Origin of the sequence: Streptosporangium album (assembly GCF_014203795.1) — a bacterium.
Taxonomy (GTDB): domain Bacteria; phylum Actinomycetota; class Actinomycetes; order Streptosporangiales; family Streptosporangiaceae; genus Streptosporangium; species Streptosporangium album.
In genome coordinates, this window is the sequence record NZ_JACHJU010000009.1 from 53,536 (window position 1) to 68,417 (window position 14,882).

The following is a 14,882-nucleotide window of genomic DNA, read 5'->3' on the forward strand; positions in this document are numbered from 1 at the left end:
GGCCGCGTACCAGCAGAAGGAGCCGCCGGAATGGTCAGGAAGGCCCCGCGTGAGGACGTCAACGACGACGGCCTCACGGTCGGCCCGCCCAAGGAGTGGGCGGCAGGCATGCCGGGAGTGACCCGGTCGCTGCTGGCGTCCCACGCCCAGATGGGCGCCGGCCGTACGCTCCTGACGCTGGCCCGCGTCAACCAGAAGGACGGCTTCGACTGCCCCGGCTGCGCGTGGCCCGAGGGGGAGCACCGCAGCCCGGCGGAGTTCTGCGAGAACGGCGCCAAGGCGGTGGCCGAGGAGGCCACCACGCGCAGGATCACCCGCGACTTCTTCGCCGCGCACACCGTCGGCGAGCTGGCGGAACGCACCGACTACTGGCTGGGTCAGCAGGGACGGCTCACCGAGCCGATGCACAGGCCCGCCGGATCCGACCACTACGTGCCGGTGACCTGGGAGAAGGCGTTCGCCATCGTCGCCGAGCACCTGCGCGCGCTCGCCGGTCCGGACGAGGCGGTGTTCTACACCTCCGGCCGCACCTCCAACGAGGCCGCGTTCGCCTACCAGCTCCTGGTGCGCCGGTTCGGCACGAACAACCTGCCGGACTGCTCCAACATGTGTCACGAGTCCAGCGGCTCGGCGCTCAACCAGACGCTGGGCATCGGCAAGGGCACGGTGTCACTGGAGGATCTGCACCGCGCCGACCTCGTCTTCGTCGTCGGCCAGAACCCCGGCACCAACCATCCGCGCATGCTGTCCGCCCTGGAGCGGGCCAAGCGGAACGGCGCGCGGATCATCGCGGTCAACCCGCTGCCCGAGGCGGGGCTGCTGCGCTTCAAGAACCCGCAGCGGCCGTCCGGGCTGATGGGACGGGGCACGACGCTGGCCGACCGGTTCCTGCAGATCAGGCTCAACGGCGATCTCGCGCTTTTCGCCGCCCTGTCGCGGCTGCTGCTGGAGGCCGAGGACGCGGCCCCCGGCTCGGTGGTCGACCGCGACTTCGTCGAGACCCACACCCACGGCTTCGACGACTGGGCCAGGAGCGTCCGCGACCTCGACTGGGCCGACGTCGAGGAGGCGACCGGGCTGGAGAGGTCCGCCATCGAGGAGACGGCGGGCGACGTGCTCGGGGCGCGGTCGGTGATCGTGTGCTGGGCGATGGGCCTCACCCAGCACAAGAACTCCGTCGCCACCATCCGGGAGGTGGTCAACTTCCTGCTGCTGCGCGGCAACGTGGGACGGCCGGGGGCCGGGGTCTGTCCGGTGCGCGGGCACTCCAACGTCCAGGGTGACCGCACGATGGGCATCTACGAGAAGCCGCCGGAGCACTTCCTCGACGCGCTGCGCGAGGAGTTCGGCTTCGAGCCTCCCCGCCACCACGGCCTGGACACCGTGGAGGCGATCAGGGCGCTGCGGGAGGGGGAGGCGAAGGTGTTCTTCGCGATGGGCGGCAACTTCGTGGCCGCCACCCCGGACACGGCGGTGACGGAGGCGGCGATGCGCCGGGCCCGGCTCACCGTGCAGGTGTCGACCAAGCTGAACCGCTCCCACGCCGTCTGCGGCGAGCAGGCGCTCATCCTCCCGACGCTGGGACGCACCGAGCGCGACGGCGACCGGTCCGTCACGGTCGAGGATTCCATGGGCCTGGTGCACGCCTCCCGGGGACGGCTCCGGCCCGCCTCGGCGGAGCTGCTGCCCGAGGTGGCGATCGTCTGCCGGCTGGCACGGGAGCTCTTCGGCGCCGACCCCCACGTGCCCTGGGAGGAGTTCGAGACCGACTACGACGCGATCCGGGACCGCATCGCCCGGGTGATCCCCGGGTTCGGCGACTTCAACGCCCGCGTCCGCGAGCCCGGAGGGTTCGCGCTGCCCAACGCGCCGCGCGACGAGCGGCGTTTCCCGACCGCGACCGGGAGGGCCAACTTCACCGTCAACGCCCTGGAGGTGCTGCGCGTCCCGGCGGGGCGGCTGCTGCTGCAGACGGTCCGCAGCCACGACCAGTACAACACCACGATCTACGGCATGGACGACCGCTACCGGGGTGTGCGCGGCGGCCGCCGCGTCGTCTTCGTCCACCCCGACGACCTGGCCGAGCGGGATCTGGCCGACGGGGACATGGTGGACCTCATCGGTGAGTGGCCCGACGGAGAGCGCCGGGCCGAGGGGTTCCGCGTCATCGCCTATCCGACCGCACGCGGCTGCTGCGCGGCGTACTTCCCCGAGACCAACGTGCTCGTGCCGCTGGACTCGGTCGCGGAGACCTCCAACACCCCCACGTCCAAGAGCGTCGTGGTCAGGCTCAGCCGGTGTGACCTCGGTGGCTCTCAGCCGGAGTAGCCCAGGCGGTGGCCGATGTCCTCGGCCCCCATGGTCAGGACCGGGGCGAGCTCGTGCATCCGCTTCTCGCTGAAGCGGTAGGCCGGCCCCGAGGCGCTGACCGCGGCGACGATCTCGCCGTCATGGGACCGGATGGGCGCGGCGATGGCGTTCAGCCCGAGCTCCAGCTCCTCGGCGGTGACCGCGTAGCCCCGGCTCCGGGCCTCGTCGAGCTGCTCCTCGAGGACGGGGACGGAGGTGATCGTGGCGGGTGTGTAGCCTTCGAGGCCCGCGGCGGCGAGTAACCGGGCCCGGTGCCGGTCGTCGAGGTGGGCCAGCAGGACCTTCCCGCTGGAGGTGGCGTGCAGCGGGGTGAGCTGCCCGACCCAGTTGTGCGCGGTGACCGCCGACGGCCCGCGCACCTGGTCCAGGTTCACCGCGTAGTGGGACCGCAGGACGGCGAGGTTCACCGTCTCCCCGATCTCGTCGGCGAGCCGCCGGCAGACGGGACGGCTCTGCTGGGTGAGGTCCAGCCGGGCGACCACGCCGCCCGCGAGACGGATGATCCCGAAGCTGAGGCGGTATTTCCCCCGGTCCTCGGCCTGTTCGACCAGGCCGCGGGTCTCCAGAGCCCCGAGCAGCCGGAAAGCGGTCGACTTGTGGACGCCGATCTCGACGGCGACCTCGCTGACTCCCGCCTCGCGGCGCCGGGAAAGGATCTCCAGGATGCTGATGGCCCGGTCGACTGACTGCACCCCGCCGCCGTCGGTCCGATCACCGGAGGAAATGTTGCCCATAGCCGGACTGTAGGCGCTGTGCGGAACGCCCGTCCAACGGATCCCGGTCATATTGGTTGCGGATGGTGCACTATATTGCGCCATTCGATACGATCTTCGTTATCACCCCTCTGCTGCGCGAGACGAGGCAGACATGTACGACTTCGTCATCATTGGGGGCGGATCAGCCGGAAGCGCCCTGGCGAACCGGCTGTCCGCCGACCCCGCCAACCGCGTGCTGGTGCTGGAGGCCGGCCGCTCCGACTTCCCCTGGGACGTCTTCATCCACATGCCGGCCGCGCTGACCTTCCCGATCGGCAGCCGCTTCTACGACTGGAAGTACGAGTCCGAGCCGGAGCCGTACATGAACGGCCGCCGGATCTACCACGCCCGGGGGAAGGTGCTGGGCGGCTCCAGCAGCATCAACGGCATGATCTTCCAGCGGGGCAACCCTCTGGACTACGAGCGCTGGGGAGCCGACCCCGGCATGGAGACCTGGGACTTCGCGCACTGCCTGCCGTACTTCAAGCGGATGGAGAACTGCCTCGCCGCCGATCCGGACGACCCGATGCGGGGGCACGACGGGCCTCTGGTGCTGGAGCGCGGGCCGGTGCGCAACCCGCTGTTCGCGGCCTTCTTCGAGGCGGTGCAGCAGGCCGGATACCCGCTGACCGACGACGTCAACGGATATCGCCAGGAGGGATTCGCCCGGTTCGACCGCAACATCCGCCGGGGGCGCCGGTTGTCCGCCGCCCGCGCCTACCTGCACCCCGTCAAGAGACGCCCCAACCTCGAGGTCCGGACGCGGGCGACCGTCACGAGGATCCTCTTCGAGGGGCGGCGGGCCGTCGGTGTGGAGTACGACGGCCGGACGGTCCGCGCGGGTGAGGTCATCCTCTGCGGCGGCGCCGTCAACTCGCCGCAACTGCTCCAGCTCTCCGGTGTGGGCAACGCAGGAGAGCTGGAGGCCCTGAGCGTCGACGTCGTGCACGACCTGCCGGGAGTAGGGGAGAACCTCCAGGACCACCTGGAGGTCTACATCCAGTACGGCTGCAGCAAGCCGGTGTCGATGCAGCCCGCGATGAAGTGGCGCAACCGGCCGTGGATCGGCGCGCAGTGGCTGTTCCTGCGCAGCGGGCCCGGTGCGACCAACCACTTCGAGGCGGGCGGCTTCGCGCGGAGCAACGACGACGTCGAGTACCCCAACCTGATGTTCCACTTCCTGCCCGTCGCGGTGCGCTACGACGGCTCCGCGCCGGTGGGCGGGCACGGCTACCAGGTGCACATCGGGCCGATGTACTCGGACTCGCGTGGCTCCGTGAAGATCAAGAGCACCGATCCCCGGGTCCACCCCGCGCTGCGGTTCAACTACCTGTCCACCGCGCAGGACCGCAAGGAGTGGGTGGAGGCCGTCCGGATCGCCCGCGACATCCTGACCCGGCCCGCCATGGACGCCTTCAACGCCGGGGAGCTGTCGCCCGGCCCGGGGGTCCAGACCGACGAGGAGATCCTGGACTGGGTCGCCAGGGACGGCGAGACCGCGCTGCACCCCTCGTGCACCGCCAGGATGGGGACCGACCCCCTCTCCGTCGTCGACCCGCTGTCCATGAGGGTCCACGGCCTCGACGGGCTGCGCGTCGTGGACGCCTCCGTCATGCCGTACGTGACCAACGGCAACATCTACGCGCCGGTCATGATGGTGGCGGAGAAGGCGGCCGACCTGATCCTGGGCAACACCCCGCTCGCGGCCGAGCACCTCGACTTCTACCGGCATCGCCCGCTCTGAGAGGCCCCGTACGGCCGGCCGCCCCTCCTTGACAGCGCGACGGCCGGGGGAGAATCTGTTGCGTAAGGCGCACCCCGTTTCGGGTCGCGCAACGACGGAGGTGTGCATGGCAGGCCGGCGCGTCGTCATCATCGGAGCCGGGGTCGTCGGGGCGGCCCTCGCGGAGGAGCTCTCGGCGATGGGCTGGGACGACGTCACCGTCGTCGACCAGGGCCCCGTGCCCGTCACCGGCGGATCCTCCTCCCACGCGCCCGGACTGGTCTTCCAGACCAACCCGTCCAAGACGATGACGGAGATGGCCCGTTACACCGTCGAGAAGTTCAGCGCGCTCGGCTGTTTCCTCCAGGTGGGCGGCCTGGAGGTGGCCACCACGCCCGAACGCCTCGCAGAACTGCGCCGCCGCCACGGCTGGGCCACCGCCTGGGGCGTCGAAGGGCTGCTGCTCACCCCCGAGGAGTGCGTGGCGCGCCACTCCCTGCTCGACCCCGGCCGGGTGCTGGGCGGGTTCCTCGTGCCCACCGACGGCCTGGCCCGGGCCGTCGACGCCGTCGAGATCCAGCTCCGGCTGGCGCGGGAGCGGGGCGTGCGCGTGCTGGAACGTCATGAGGTCCTGGACATCCGGGTCGAGGACGACCGGGTCGCCGCCGTCGTCACCGACCGGGGTGAGATCCCGGCGGACCTCGTGGTCTGCTGCGCGGGCATCTGGGGGCCGAAGATCGCGGGCATGGTCGGCATGGCCCTGCCGTTGACGCCGCTGGCCCACCAGCTCGCCTGGACCGGCCCCGTCCCCGCGCTGCGCGGCCAGACCGGGGAAGCCGTCCGGCCGATCCTGCGCCATCAGGACGCCGACCTGTACTACCGGGAGCGGTCCGACCGGCTGGGCATCGGCTTCTACGGCCACCGCCCGATGCCGGTGAGGCCCGCCGACATCCTCCCCGTCGGGGAAGCGGAGGTGATGCCGTCGGTGCTGCCGTTCACCGCCGGCGACTTCGCCCCCGCGTGGGCCGAGACCCGGGCGCTGCTGCCCGCGACGCGGGAGGCCGAGATCGAGGAGGGCGTCAACGGACTGTTCTCCTTCACCACCGACAACATGCCGCTGCTCGGGGAGTCGGCTCAGGCCGGGGGCTTCTGGGTGGCCGAGGCCGTGTGGGTGACGCACTCGGCGGGCGTGGCCAGGGCCATGGCCGAATGGCTGGTGGACGGCCACTGCTCGTCCTTCGACCTGCACGAGTGCGACGTCAACCGCTTCGAGCCGCACCAGCTCGCCCCCGAGTACGTCCTCACCCGCGCCGCACAGAACTTCGTCGAGGTCTACGACATCGTCCATCCGCTGCAGCCGCCGGAGAACCTCCGCCCGCTGCGGGTGAGCCCCTTCCACACCCGGCAGCGGGAGCTCGGCGCGTGCTTCCTGGAGGCCGGCGGCTGGGAGCGCCCCCAGTGGTACGGCGCCAACGCGTCCCTGGCCGACGGGAGGGACATCCCCGAGCCGGACGGATGGGCCGCCCGCCACTGGTCGCCCATCGTCGGCGCCGAGGCCCAGGTCTCCCGGGAGTCGGTCGCGCTGTACGACATGAGCGCGCTCAAGCGGATCGAGGTCAGCGGCCCCGGAGCCGTCGCCTTCCTGCGGCGGCTCTCGACGGGCGACATCGGCAGGCCCGTCGGCTCGGTGACCTACTGCCTGCTGCTGGACGCCGACGGCGGCATCCGAGGAGACATCACCGTCGCCCGTCTCGGCCGTGACCTCTTCCAGGTCGGCGCCAACGGCAACCTCGATCTCGACTGGTTCCACCGCCACCTTCCGGCCGACGGGTCGGTCGTGGTCCGTGACATCACGGCCGGGACCTGCTGCGTCGGGGTCTGGGGACCCCGCGCCCGCGACCTCATGGAACCGCTGGCCGGTGCGGACTTCTCCCGCGAGGGCTTCGGCTACTTCCGCGGCAGACACGGTCACGTCGGCACGGTGCCCGTCACCGCGCTCCGGCTGTCCTACATCGGGGAGCTCGGCTGGGAGCTCTACACGACGGCGGACCTGGGGGCGAAGCTCTGGGACACCCTCTGGGAGGAGGGACAGCGCCACGGGATCATCGCGGCCGGCCGCGGAGCCTTCTCCAGCCTGCGGCTGGAGAAGGGCTACCGCTCCTTCGGCGTCGACATGACCTACGAGCACGACCCCTACGAGGCGGGCCTGGGCTTCGCCGTACGACAGGCCGGCGAGGACGACTTCATCGGCCGCGCGGCGCTGGAGGAGCGCCGCGCGGCGGTGCGGCGGAAGCTGACCTGCCTGACGATCGACGGCCCCGTCGCCGTCGTCATGGGCAAGGAACCCGTCTACGACGGCGACAGGCCCGTCGGATACGTCACCAGCGCCGCCTACGGTCACACCATCGGCAGAGGCATCGCCTACGCCTGGCTGCCGGCCGCGCTCTCCGTGCCGGGGCGGGCGCTCCAGATCGGCTACTTCGACCGGCGGATCACCGCCGCCGTCGCCGAGGAGCCGCTCTACGACCCGGCGATGAAGCGCCTGCGCGGCTAGGAGGACCACTTTGAGCGCCCACGATCCCGCGGACGGCCTGCCCGAGCACCCCGAACGGCTGTGGAGCAGCCCCGAGCCGGAGCGATCCTACGACGTGGTGATCGTCGGCGGCGGCGGCCACGGCCTGGCGACGGCCTACTACCTGGCCAGAAACCACGGCATCACCAACGTGGCCGTGCTGGAGAAGGGGTGGCTGGCCGGCGGCAACATGGCCCGCAACACCACCATCATCCGGTCCAACTACCTCTGGGACGAGAGCGCGGGCATCTACGAGCACGCGCTGAAGCTGTGGGAGGGGCTCGAGGACGACCTCGGCTACCCGCTCCTGTTCAGCCAGCGCGGGGTGCTCAACCTCGCGCACAGCCTGCAGGACGTCCGGGAGGGCGTGCGCCGCGTCAACGCCAACCGGCTCAACGGCGTCGACGCCGAATGGCTCGATCCCGGTGAGGTCGGCGAGGTCTGCCCGATCGTCAACGTCTCGCCCGACGTGCGCCACCCCGTGCTGGGCGCGACCTACCAGCCGAGGGCCGGGATCGCCAAGCACGACCACGTCGCGTGGGGGTTCGCCCGCGCCGCCGCCGCGATGGGCGTCCACCTGATCGAGCACTGCGAGGTCACCGGGATCGACGTCGAGGGCGGGCGGGTGCGGGCCGTGCAAACCACCCGGGGCCGCATCGCGGCGGGCAGGGTCGCGCTCTGCGCGGCCGGGCACTCCTCGGTCGTGGCGGGGCTCGCGGGGGTGGAACTCCCGCTGCAGAGCCACTCCCTGCAGGCGCTGGTGTCGGACCTGCTGGAGCCCGTGCACCCGACGGTGGTCATGTCCAACGCCGTGCACGTCTACGTCAGCCAGGCGCACAAGGGCGAGCTGGTCATGGGGGCGGGCATCGACGCCTGCAACTCCTACCGGCAGCGCGGCGCGTTCCACATCATCGAGCGGCAGATGGCGGCGGCGCTGGAGCTGTTCCCCGTCTTCGCGCGGGCGCACGTGCTGCGGACCTGGGGAGGGGTGGTGGACGTCAGCCCCGACGCCTCACCGGTGGTCGGGCTCACCCCGGTGGACGACCTCTACGTCAACTGCGGCTGGGGCACCGGCGGGTTCAAGGCCACGCCGGGCGTCGGGTGGTGCTTCGCGCACACGGTCGCCCACGGCGAGCCGCATCCGCTCAACGCCCCCTTCTCCCTCGAACGATTCACCACGGGCGCGCTCGTCGACGAGCACGGCGCCGCCGCGGTCGCCCACTGAAGGAGAGCCCACCGATGCTGCTGATCCCCTGCCCGTGGTGCGGGCCGCGCGACGAGGTCGAGTTCCACTACGGCGGGCAGGCGCACGTCGCCTACCCCGAGGACCCCGGTTCCCTCTCCGACGCCGAGTGGGCCCGCTACCTGTTCTTCCGCGACAACCCCAAGGGGCCGTTCGCCGAGCGGTGGAGCCACACGGCCGGCTGCCGCCGCTGGTTCAACATGGTCAGGGACACGGCCACCAACGAGATCCACGCCGTCTACCGCCCGGGCGAGCCGAGGCCGGTGGTCGCGTGACCTCCCAGCCGTTCCGCGGGGACGGCCACCGGGGCGAGGTGCTGCGGTTCCGGTTCGACGGCCGCGAGTACGAGGGCCGCCGGGGCGACACGCTCGCCTCCGCCCTGCTGGCCAACGGCGTGCGCACGGTGGCGAGGAGCGTGCGGCTGGGCCGTCCCCGGGGCGTCTTCGCCGCGTGGACCGAGGAGCCCAACGCCCTCGTCCAGATCGAGCACCCCTTCCCCGAGCCGATGCTGCAGGCCACCGTCGTCGAGCTGTACGACGGGCTGGTGGCCAGGGGCCTTCCGGGCAGGGGACGGCTGAGCGGTGAGCCCGACCCGGCACGCTACGACGGCGTGTACGCCCACTGCGACGTCCTGGTGGTCGGAGCCGGGCCGGCCGGCCTGTCGGCCGCCCTGGCCGCCGCGGGGACGGGCGCCCGGGTCATCCTCGCCGACGACCGGCCGGTGCCCGGCGGCAGCCTGCCGGACACCGCCGAGACGGTCGGCGGCGTCCCCGGCGCGGACTGGGCCACAGCCGCGCTGGCCGGGCTGGCGGGCCACCCCGAGGTGCGGGTGCTCGCGCGCACCAGTGTGTTCGGCTACTACGACGACAACTACCTGGTCGCGGTGGAACGCCGGGGGGAACGGGCCCCTTCCCGGGAACGCGTCTGGCGTATCCGGGCCCGCCGCGTCGTGCTGGCCACCGGGGCGCACGAGCGGCCGATCGCCTTCGCCGGCAACGACCGGCCGGGTGTCATGCTCGCCTCCGCCGCCCGCGCCTACGTCAACCGGTACGGCGTGCTGCCCGGCCGCCGCGCGGTGGTCTTCACCGCCGGCGACAGCGCCTACGACGCCGCCCACGACCTGGCGGCCGCCGGCGTCGAGATCACCGCCGTCGTCGACGCGCGGCAGGCCGTACGGCAGGCCGTACGGCAGGGCGGACCGCGCGGTGCGCGGCCGGACGGACCACGGGACGCGGGGCGAGACGGCGGCCGGGCGTGGGACGGGACCGACCTGCTCGCCGGGCACCTCGTCACCGGCGTCACCGCGGGCGGGGACGGTGCCGTCTCCTCGGTGACCGTCTCCCCGTCCTCCCTCTCCGGGGGCCGTGAGATCGAGGCGGACCTGCTGCTCGTCTCGGGCGGCTGGAACCCGGTGGTCCACCTGTTCGCCCAGGCGGGCGGGCGGCTCCGGCACGACCGGGAGCTGGGCGCATTCGTCCCCGAGACCGTCCGCCAGGCGGTGGAGGTGGCCGGGGCCGCGCGGGGACTGTTCACCCTGGCGGGCTGCCTCGCCGACGGCGCCGAGGCCGGGGCGAGGGCGGCCGAGGCGGCCGGATTCCCGGCGGGCCGCCACCGGCCGGTCCCTCCCGCCGAGACCGCCACCGCGGGTGACGGCCAGAGTGTCGCGGCGGCGCCCGTCCGGGACGTCACCGCGCCTGCCGAGGACGTCACGGCGACATCCGCCCGGGACGGTACGGCGACGCCCCCCGAGCACCTATGGCTCGTCCCCGCCGACGACTACCGCAGCCACTTCGTGGACCTGCAACGGGACGTGACCGTCGCCGACGTCATGCGGGCCACCGGGGCCGGGCTCCGCTCGGTCGAGCACGTCAAGCGCTACACCACCGCCGGGACCGCCCACGACCAGGGCAAGACCTCGGGGCTGCTGACGAGCGGGATCGTCTCCCACCTCCTCGGAGTGGACGTCTCCGATCTCGGTACCACCACCTTCCGCGCGCCGTACGTGCCGGTCTCCTTCGCCACCCTCGCCGGGCGCGACAGGGGAGCGCTGCACGATCCCGTCCGGGTCACCCCGCTCCACGGGTGGCACGTGGCGCACGGCGCGGTGTTCGAGAACGTCGGCCAGTGGAAGCGGCCCCGCTACTACCCCCGCGCCGGTGAGGACATGGAGGCCGCCGTCCTGCGGGAGTGCGCGGCCGTACGGCGGGGCGCCGGAGCGATGGACGTCTCCACGCTGGGCATGATCGAGGTCCAGGGGCCGGACGCCGCCGAGCTTCTCGACCGGCTCTACACCAACATGATCAGCACGCTCGCGGTGGGCTCGATCCGCTACGGGATGATGTGCGGGCTCGACGGGATGGTCTTCGACGACGGAACGGTGATCCGCCTGGCACCGGACCGGTTCCTGGTGACCACGACCACGGGCAACGCCGCCGCCGTGCTGGACTGGATGGAGGAGTGGCTGCAGACCGAGTGGCCGCATCTGCGGGTGTACTGCACCTCGGTCACCGAGCAGTGGGCGACGGTGGCGCTCGCGGGGCCAGGCTCCCGGGCCGTGCTGGCCGCCCTCGCCCCCGACCTGGCTGTGGACAGCGCGAGCTTCCCCTTCATGACCTGGCGCGACACTCACGTGGCGGGCATCGAGGCCAGGGTCTGCCGGATCAGTTTCTCCGGCGAGCTGGCCTACGAGATCAACGTCTGCGCCTGGGACGGGCCCGCCCTGTGGGAGGCCGTCCAGGCCGGTGGCCTCGTCACCCCGTACGGGACCGAGACCATGCACGTGCTGCGGGCGGAGAAGGGCTACCCCATCGTCGGCCAGGACACCGATGGCACGGTCACCCCCGCCGACCTCGGCATGGACTGGATGGTGTCCAAGAAGAAGGCCGACTTCGTCGGCAGGCGCTCCCATGCCCGCGCCGGCGGACCCGGCCGCAGGCACCTGGTCGGCCTGCTGCCGGTCGATCCGGACCGGCTGCTGCCCGAGGGCGCCCACCTGGTGGCCGCCGACCGGCTGCCGGAGCCGCCGGTCCCCATGCTCGGCCACGTCACCTCCAGCTACCGGAGCGCGGCGCTCGGCCGGACCTTCGCCCTCGCCCTCGTCAGCGGCGGGCGGGAGCGGCTCGGCGAGCGGCTCCACGTGCCGGTCGGGGGCGAACTGGTCCCCGTCACCGTCGTCCACCATGTCCTCTACGACCCCGAGGGAGCGCGCCGGGATGGCTGAACGGCTGAGCCCACTGGCCAGGTTCGAACCGGTGCCGGGCGGGGGCCTGTGCATCGCGGAGGCGCCGTTCCTCACCCAGGTCAATCTGCGCGCCGATCCCGCGGGCGACGCGGCCCACGCCCTCGGGTCCGCCCTGGGCGTGCCGTTGCCCACCGAGCCGAACACCTACGCGCGCGGGGACGCCGACGTGCTGTGGCTCGGTCCCGACGAGTGGCTGGTCGTCGGGGCGGCGGGCGACGGCGGCCTGGAGCGCCGCCTGCGGGCCGCCGCGGGAAGCCGGCACGTCGCGGTGACCGACGTCTCGGCACAGCGGACCACGCTGCTGGTGACCGGGCCGCGCGCACGTGAGCTGCTGGCCCACGGCTGCGCCCTCGACCTGCACCCTCGCCTGTTCGGTCCCGGCCGTTGCGCCCAGACCATGCTCGCCCGCGCCCAGATCGTCCTCGCCGCCCACCCCGGCGACGAGTTCCGGGTGTCCGTCCGGTCGTCCTTCGCCGGCTACCTCGCGGCCTGGCTCCTCGACGCGGCGGCCGAGTATCTCGACGGGTGAAGGGGGGCCGCCTGCGTTTCCGGTTGTGGGACCGGTCGCGGTTCCACTGCCCGGGCCCCGGCCCGGTCCGCTACGCCCTGATGACCGTCCTGCCGTGAGCGGCACGGACGGCACGCCGGGTACGGCCCGGCGCGCCTGCGGTGCGGCGTCGCCCCCGGCTACGCGGCCGGCCGGGTTCCGTGGGCGGTACTTGGCCGGCCTTGCGGGGTCAGCCCATGCTGAGGCGTCCGCCGCCTACTTCCAGGACTACTCCGGTGATGTAGCTGGCGCGTTGGGAGGCGAGGAAGACAGCCGCCTCGGCCACCTCCTCGGGCTCGGCGATGCGGCCCATGGCGGTGGTCTCGGCGATGGTCCGGAGGGTGGCGGCGTCCATGTCGTCGGTGCCCGGGGTGCGGGTGGGGCCGGGTGCCACGGCGTTGACGCGTACGCCCTTATCGGCGTACTCGGCGGCCCAGACCTCGGTCAGCTGCTCCAGGGCGGCCTTGGAGGCGGAGTACATGCCGGTGCCCTTGGTGACGACGGCGACTGCCAGGGTGCTGATGTTGACGATGGACCCGCGGCCGCGTTTGACCATGCCGGGGGCGAGAGCGCGCACCAGAAGGTAGGGGGCCTTCGTGTTGAGGTTCATGTGCAGGTCGAACAGCTCACCCGTCATCTCGGACGTGGGCAGGAACTTGTAGATGCCCGCGTTGTTGATCAACACGTCGACCTCGCCTGCCTCTTCGGCCAGGCGCAGCACATCGTCGGTGTCGGTGAGGTCGGCCTGGATGAAGCGGGCCGCCCCGTCGGCGGCCTCGATCTCGGCGACGACCTCCGCTCCGCGGCGGGCGTCGCGGCCGTGCACGACGACCTCGGCTCCCTCCTGTGCCAGCTGGATGGCTATGGCCCGGCCGATGCCTGCGGTGGCGCCGGTGACAAGGGCGGTCAGTCCGGACATTCCCATGTCGTTCCAATCGAGAAGTGAGTCGAGTGCGGCTCGGCTCAAACGGCGATGTCCCTTGGGTCCAGCCGCAGGGCCGGACCGCCGGTGGCCGGTGACCGCTGGGAGCGGCCTCTCCGACCAATCATTAACCAAGTTGCTACTTCAATGAAGGACGGGCAAATGATGAAGGTTCCTTCATTGAGCACCGTACCTGGATCGAAGATTGAGGCATCGTCATATCGTCGCTGGGATGCCAATTACAGCCATTGACCTGCGATGATACGCCTGCGGCAGGAGAGGGTGGGCTGCGGCGTGCGGGTGGACGCAACTCGACTCCGTGGCGGACCCGGTCGGCTCCGTGGCTGAATGTAGCCGCTCCGCTGCGCATCGCGATGGGTGCGGTCCGTGGTTTCAGGGCAGTGCGGCGCCGCTGGAGGGGTGTCGGAGGGGTGAACCTCAGGACGGGCGTCAGGCGGCGAAGCTGCGAAACCTGCGACCCGTATTGATGCTCGTGAAGGCGTCAGGTTACATGTGACGACCTTCATAATTGAAGGGCCCTGTGTTTATGAGTGGTAGGCTGACTCGCAGGAAGCGACGCACGGCAGGTGAGGACAGTGGATATGACTCACAACTCCGGCACCCGGACACCGCGCTCGGCGCAGCCCGGCCAGTCGCAGGAGACGACACTCAGCGAGTCGCCCGGCACGCTCAGCTTCCACCTCAAGCGCGCGGAGCAGGCACTGATCGCTCGCAAGGCCAACGCGGTACGCGCCCTGGACCTGACCGAACCCCAGTGCAAGGTCCTCGGTTACCTCGCGGACGGAACCGCCAAGTCCTGCACCCAGCTCTCACGCGAAGCGCTCGTCACCTCCCAGACCATGACCGGCATCGTGAAGAACCTCGAAGCCAAGGGCCTGGTCGAGCGCCATGCCTCCCCCGATCACGGCCGCGTGATGCTGGTCTCCCTCACCGGTGCCGGCGCCGAGCGCGCCGCCGCCGCCGGCGACTTCTCCCGAAGCGTCGAAGCCGGCCTGCGCCAGGCGATGACAGAAGACGACTACGCCCAACTGCTCGGCCTGCTCGACCGCGTCGCCGAAGTCGCCCCCGAACTCACCCTCGATGCCTGAACGCCGCAACCACCCCTGGGCGGGGGAGGTACGGCACGCATGACACTGGCTGAAGCCGACGTTCTTCTCGTCGGGCTCTTCTCCGCCAAGCAGAAGGACCACGCCGCCGTCATGGACGAGCTCGCCGAGCTGGCGGGCGCCCTGGGCGCTCGGGTGGTGGGGCGTTTCGTGCAGCGCAGAGGGGTCTCGGACGGCGGAGTGGCGAAGATGAGCCGGCCGTACTCGTCACGCACGCTGGTGAGCACGGGCAAGGCGCGCGAGATCGCCGCGGCCCGGAAGGAGCATGGCGCGAGCGCGGTCATCTTCGCCAACGCGCTGACCGGCCATCAGCGCGAGGTGCTCACCGAGATCTTCGGCTGCGCCGTGATCAGCCGGACCGATCTGCGGGCGTGAAGCCCTC

Annotated in this window: 11 protein-coding genes; 9 read left to right on the plus strand and 2 right to left on the minus strand. The window is 71.8% G+C overall.

What is annotated here, in order from left to right; translation table 11 throughout:
- Positions 1-30: 30 nt before the first annotated feature.
- Entirely contained in the window at positions 31-2,328 is a 2,298-nt protein-coding gene (locus FHR32_RS42380) for an FdhF/YdeP family oxidoreductase (protein ID WP_184760213.1), read from the plus strand.
- Here the strand turns inward: FHR32_RS42380 and FHR32_RS42385 are convergent.
- Positions 2,316-3,104 carry an IclR family transcriptional regulator gene (locus FHR32_RS42385; protein WP_184760214.1) on the minus strand — a complete coding sequence of 263 codons (789 nt, stop codon included), beginning with the start codon at positions 3,102-3,104 and terminating at the stop codon, positions 2,316-2,318. The genes FHR32_RS42380 and FHR32_RS42385 overlap by 13 nt on opposite strands.
- Positions 3,105-3,237: 133 nt before the next feature.
- Here FHR32_RS42385 and betA point away from each other — a divergent pair, with 133 nt between their 5' ends.
- The 6 genes from betA to FHR32_RS42410 all read left to right on the plus strand — a co-directional run bounded on the left by betA (position 3,238) and on the right by FHR32_RS42410 (position 12,433).
- The gene (betA, locus tag FHR32_RS42390) at positions 3,238-4,869 is read left to right on the plus strand and encodes a choline dehydrogenase (protein WP_184760215.1); all 1,632 of its coding nucleotides are present in this window, start codon (positions 3,238-3,240) and stop codon (positions 4,867-4,869) included.
- A gap of 106 nt (positions 4,870-4,975) precedes the next feature.
- Positions 4,976-7,402 (plus strand): GcvT family protein, encoded by a 2,427-nt coding sequence (locus FHR32_RS42395; protein WP_184760216.1) that lies wholly within the window; start codon positions 4,976-4,978, stop codon positions 7,400-7,402.
- Positions 7,403-7,412: 10 nt separating this feature from the next.
- Positions 7,413-8,645 (plus strand): sarcosine oxidase subunit beta family protein, encoded by a 1,233-nt coding sequence (locus tag FHR32_RS42400; RefSeq protein ID WP_184760217.1) that lies wholly within the window; start codon positions 7,413-7,415, stop codon positions 8,643-8,645.
- A gap of 14 nt (positions 8,646-8,659) precedes the next feature.
- The gene (locus tag FHR32_RS43880) at positions 8,660-8,938 is read left to right on the plus strand and encodes a sarcosine oxidase subunit delta (protein ID WP_221466961.1); all 279 of its coding nucleotides are present in this window, start codon (positions 8,660-8,662) and stop codon (positions 8,936-8,938) included.
- Entirely contained in the window at positions 8,935-11,883 is a 2,949-nt protein-coding gene (locus tag FHR32_RS42405) for a 2Fe-2S iron-sulfur cluster-binding protein (protein WP_312882958.1), read from the plus strand. Before FHR32_RS43880 ends, FHR32_RS42405 begins: the two co-directional genes overlap by 4 nt.
- Positions 11,876-12,433 (plus strand): sarcosine oxidase subunit gamma, encoded by a 558-nt coding sequence (locus tag FHR32_RS42410; RefSeq protein WP_221466962.1) that lies wholly within the window; start codon positions 11,876-11,878, stop codon positions 12,431-12,433. Before FHR32_RS42405 ends, FHR32_RS42410 begins: the two co-directional genes overlap by 8 nt.
- Positions 12,434-12,641: 208 nt before the next feature.
- On the opposite strand, the gene FHR32_RS42415 is transcribed toward FHR32_RS42410, so the two are convergent.
- Complete coding sequence (locus FHR32_RS42415) at positions 12,642-13,376, minus strand: SDR family NAD(P)-dependent oxidoreductase (protein WP_184760219.1); 735 nt, start codon at positions 13,374-13,376, stop codon at positions 12,642-12,644.
- Positions 13,377-13,975: 599 nt separating this feature from the next.
- Between FHR32_RS42415 and FHR32_RS42420 the strand changes: the two genes are divergently transcribed.
- Together FHR32_RS42420 and FHR32_RS42425 are read left to right on the plus strand one after the other, a co-directional pair.
- On the plus strand, positions 13,976-14,482 hold the full coding sequence (locus tag FHR32_RS42420; RefSeq protein ID WP_184760220.1) for a MarR family winged helix-turn-helix transcriptional regulator: 507 nt from the start codon (positions 13,976-13,978) through the stop codon (positions 14,480-14,482).
- Positions 14,483-14,521: 39 nt separating this feature from the next.
- The gene (locus FHR32_RS42425; RefSeq protein WP_184760221.1) at positions 14,522-14,875 is read left to right on the plus strand and encodes an HflX-like GTP-binding protein; all 354 of its coding nucleotides are present in this window, start codon (positions 14,522-14,524) and stop codon (positions 14,873-14,875) included.
- Positions 14,876-14,882: the final 7 nt, after the last annotated feature.

Excerpts from the sequence above, each read along its gene's own strand:
- FHR32_RS42380 (WP_184760213.1), top strand. The coding sequence starts at position 31 with ATGGTCAGGAAGGCCCCGCGTGAGGACGTCAACGACGACGGCCTCACG.
- FHR32_RS42385 (WP_184760214.1), bottom strand. The coding sequence starts at position 3,104 with ATGGGCAACATTTCCTCCGGTGATCGGACCGACGGCGGCGGGGTGCAG.
- betA (WP_184760215.1), top strand. The coding sequence starts at position 3,238 with ATGTACGACTTCGTCATCATTGGGGGCGGATCAGCCGGAAGCGCCCTG.
- FHR32_RS42395 (WP_184760216.1), top strand. The coding sequence starts at position 4,976 with ATGGCAGGCCGGCGCGTCGTCATCATCGGAGCCGGGGTCGTCGGGGCG.
- FHR32_RS43880 (WP_221466961.1), top strand. The coding sequence starts at position 8,660 with ATGCTGCTGATCCCCTGCCCGTGGTGCGGGCCGCGCGACGAGGTCGAG.
- FHR32_RS42410 (WP_221466962.1), top strand. The coding sequence starts at position 11,876 with ATGGCTGAACGGCTGAGCCCACTGGCCAGGTTCGAACCGGTGCCGGGC.
- FHR32_RS42415 (WP_184760219.1), bottom strand. The coding sequence starts at position 13,376 with ATGGGAATGTCCGGACTGACCGCCCTTGTCACCGGCGCCACCGCAGGC.
- FHR32_RS42420 (WP_184760220.1), top strand. The coding sequence starts at position 13,976 with ATGACTCACAACTCCGGCACCCGGACACCGCGCTCGGCGCAGCCCGGC.
- FHR32_RS42425 (WP_184760221.1), top strand. The coding sequence starts at position 14,522 with ATGACACTGGCTGAAGCCGACGTTCTTCTCGTCGGGCTCTTCTCCGCC.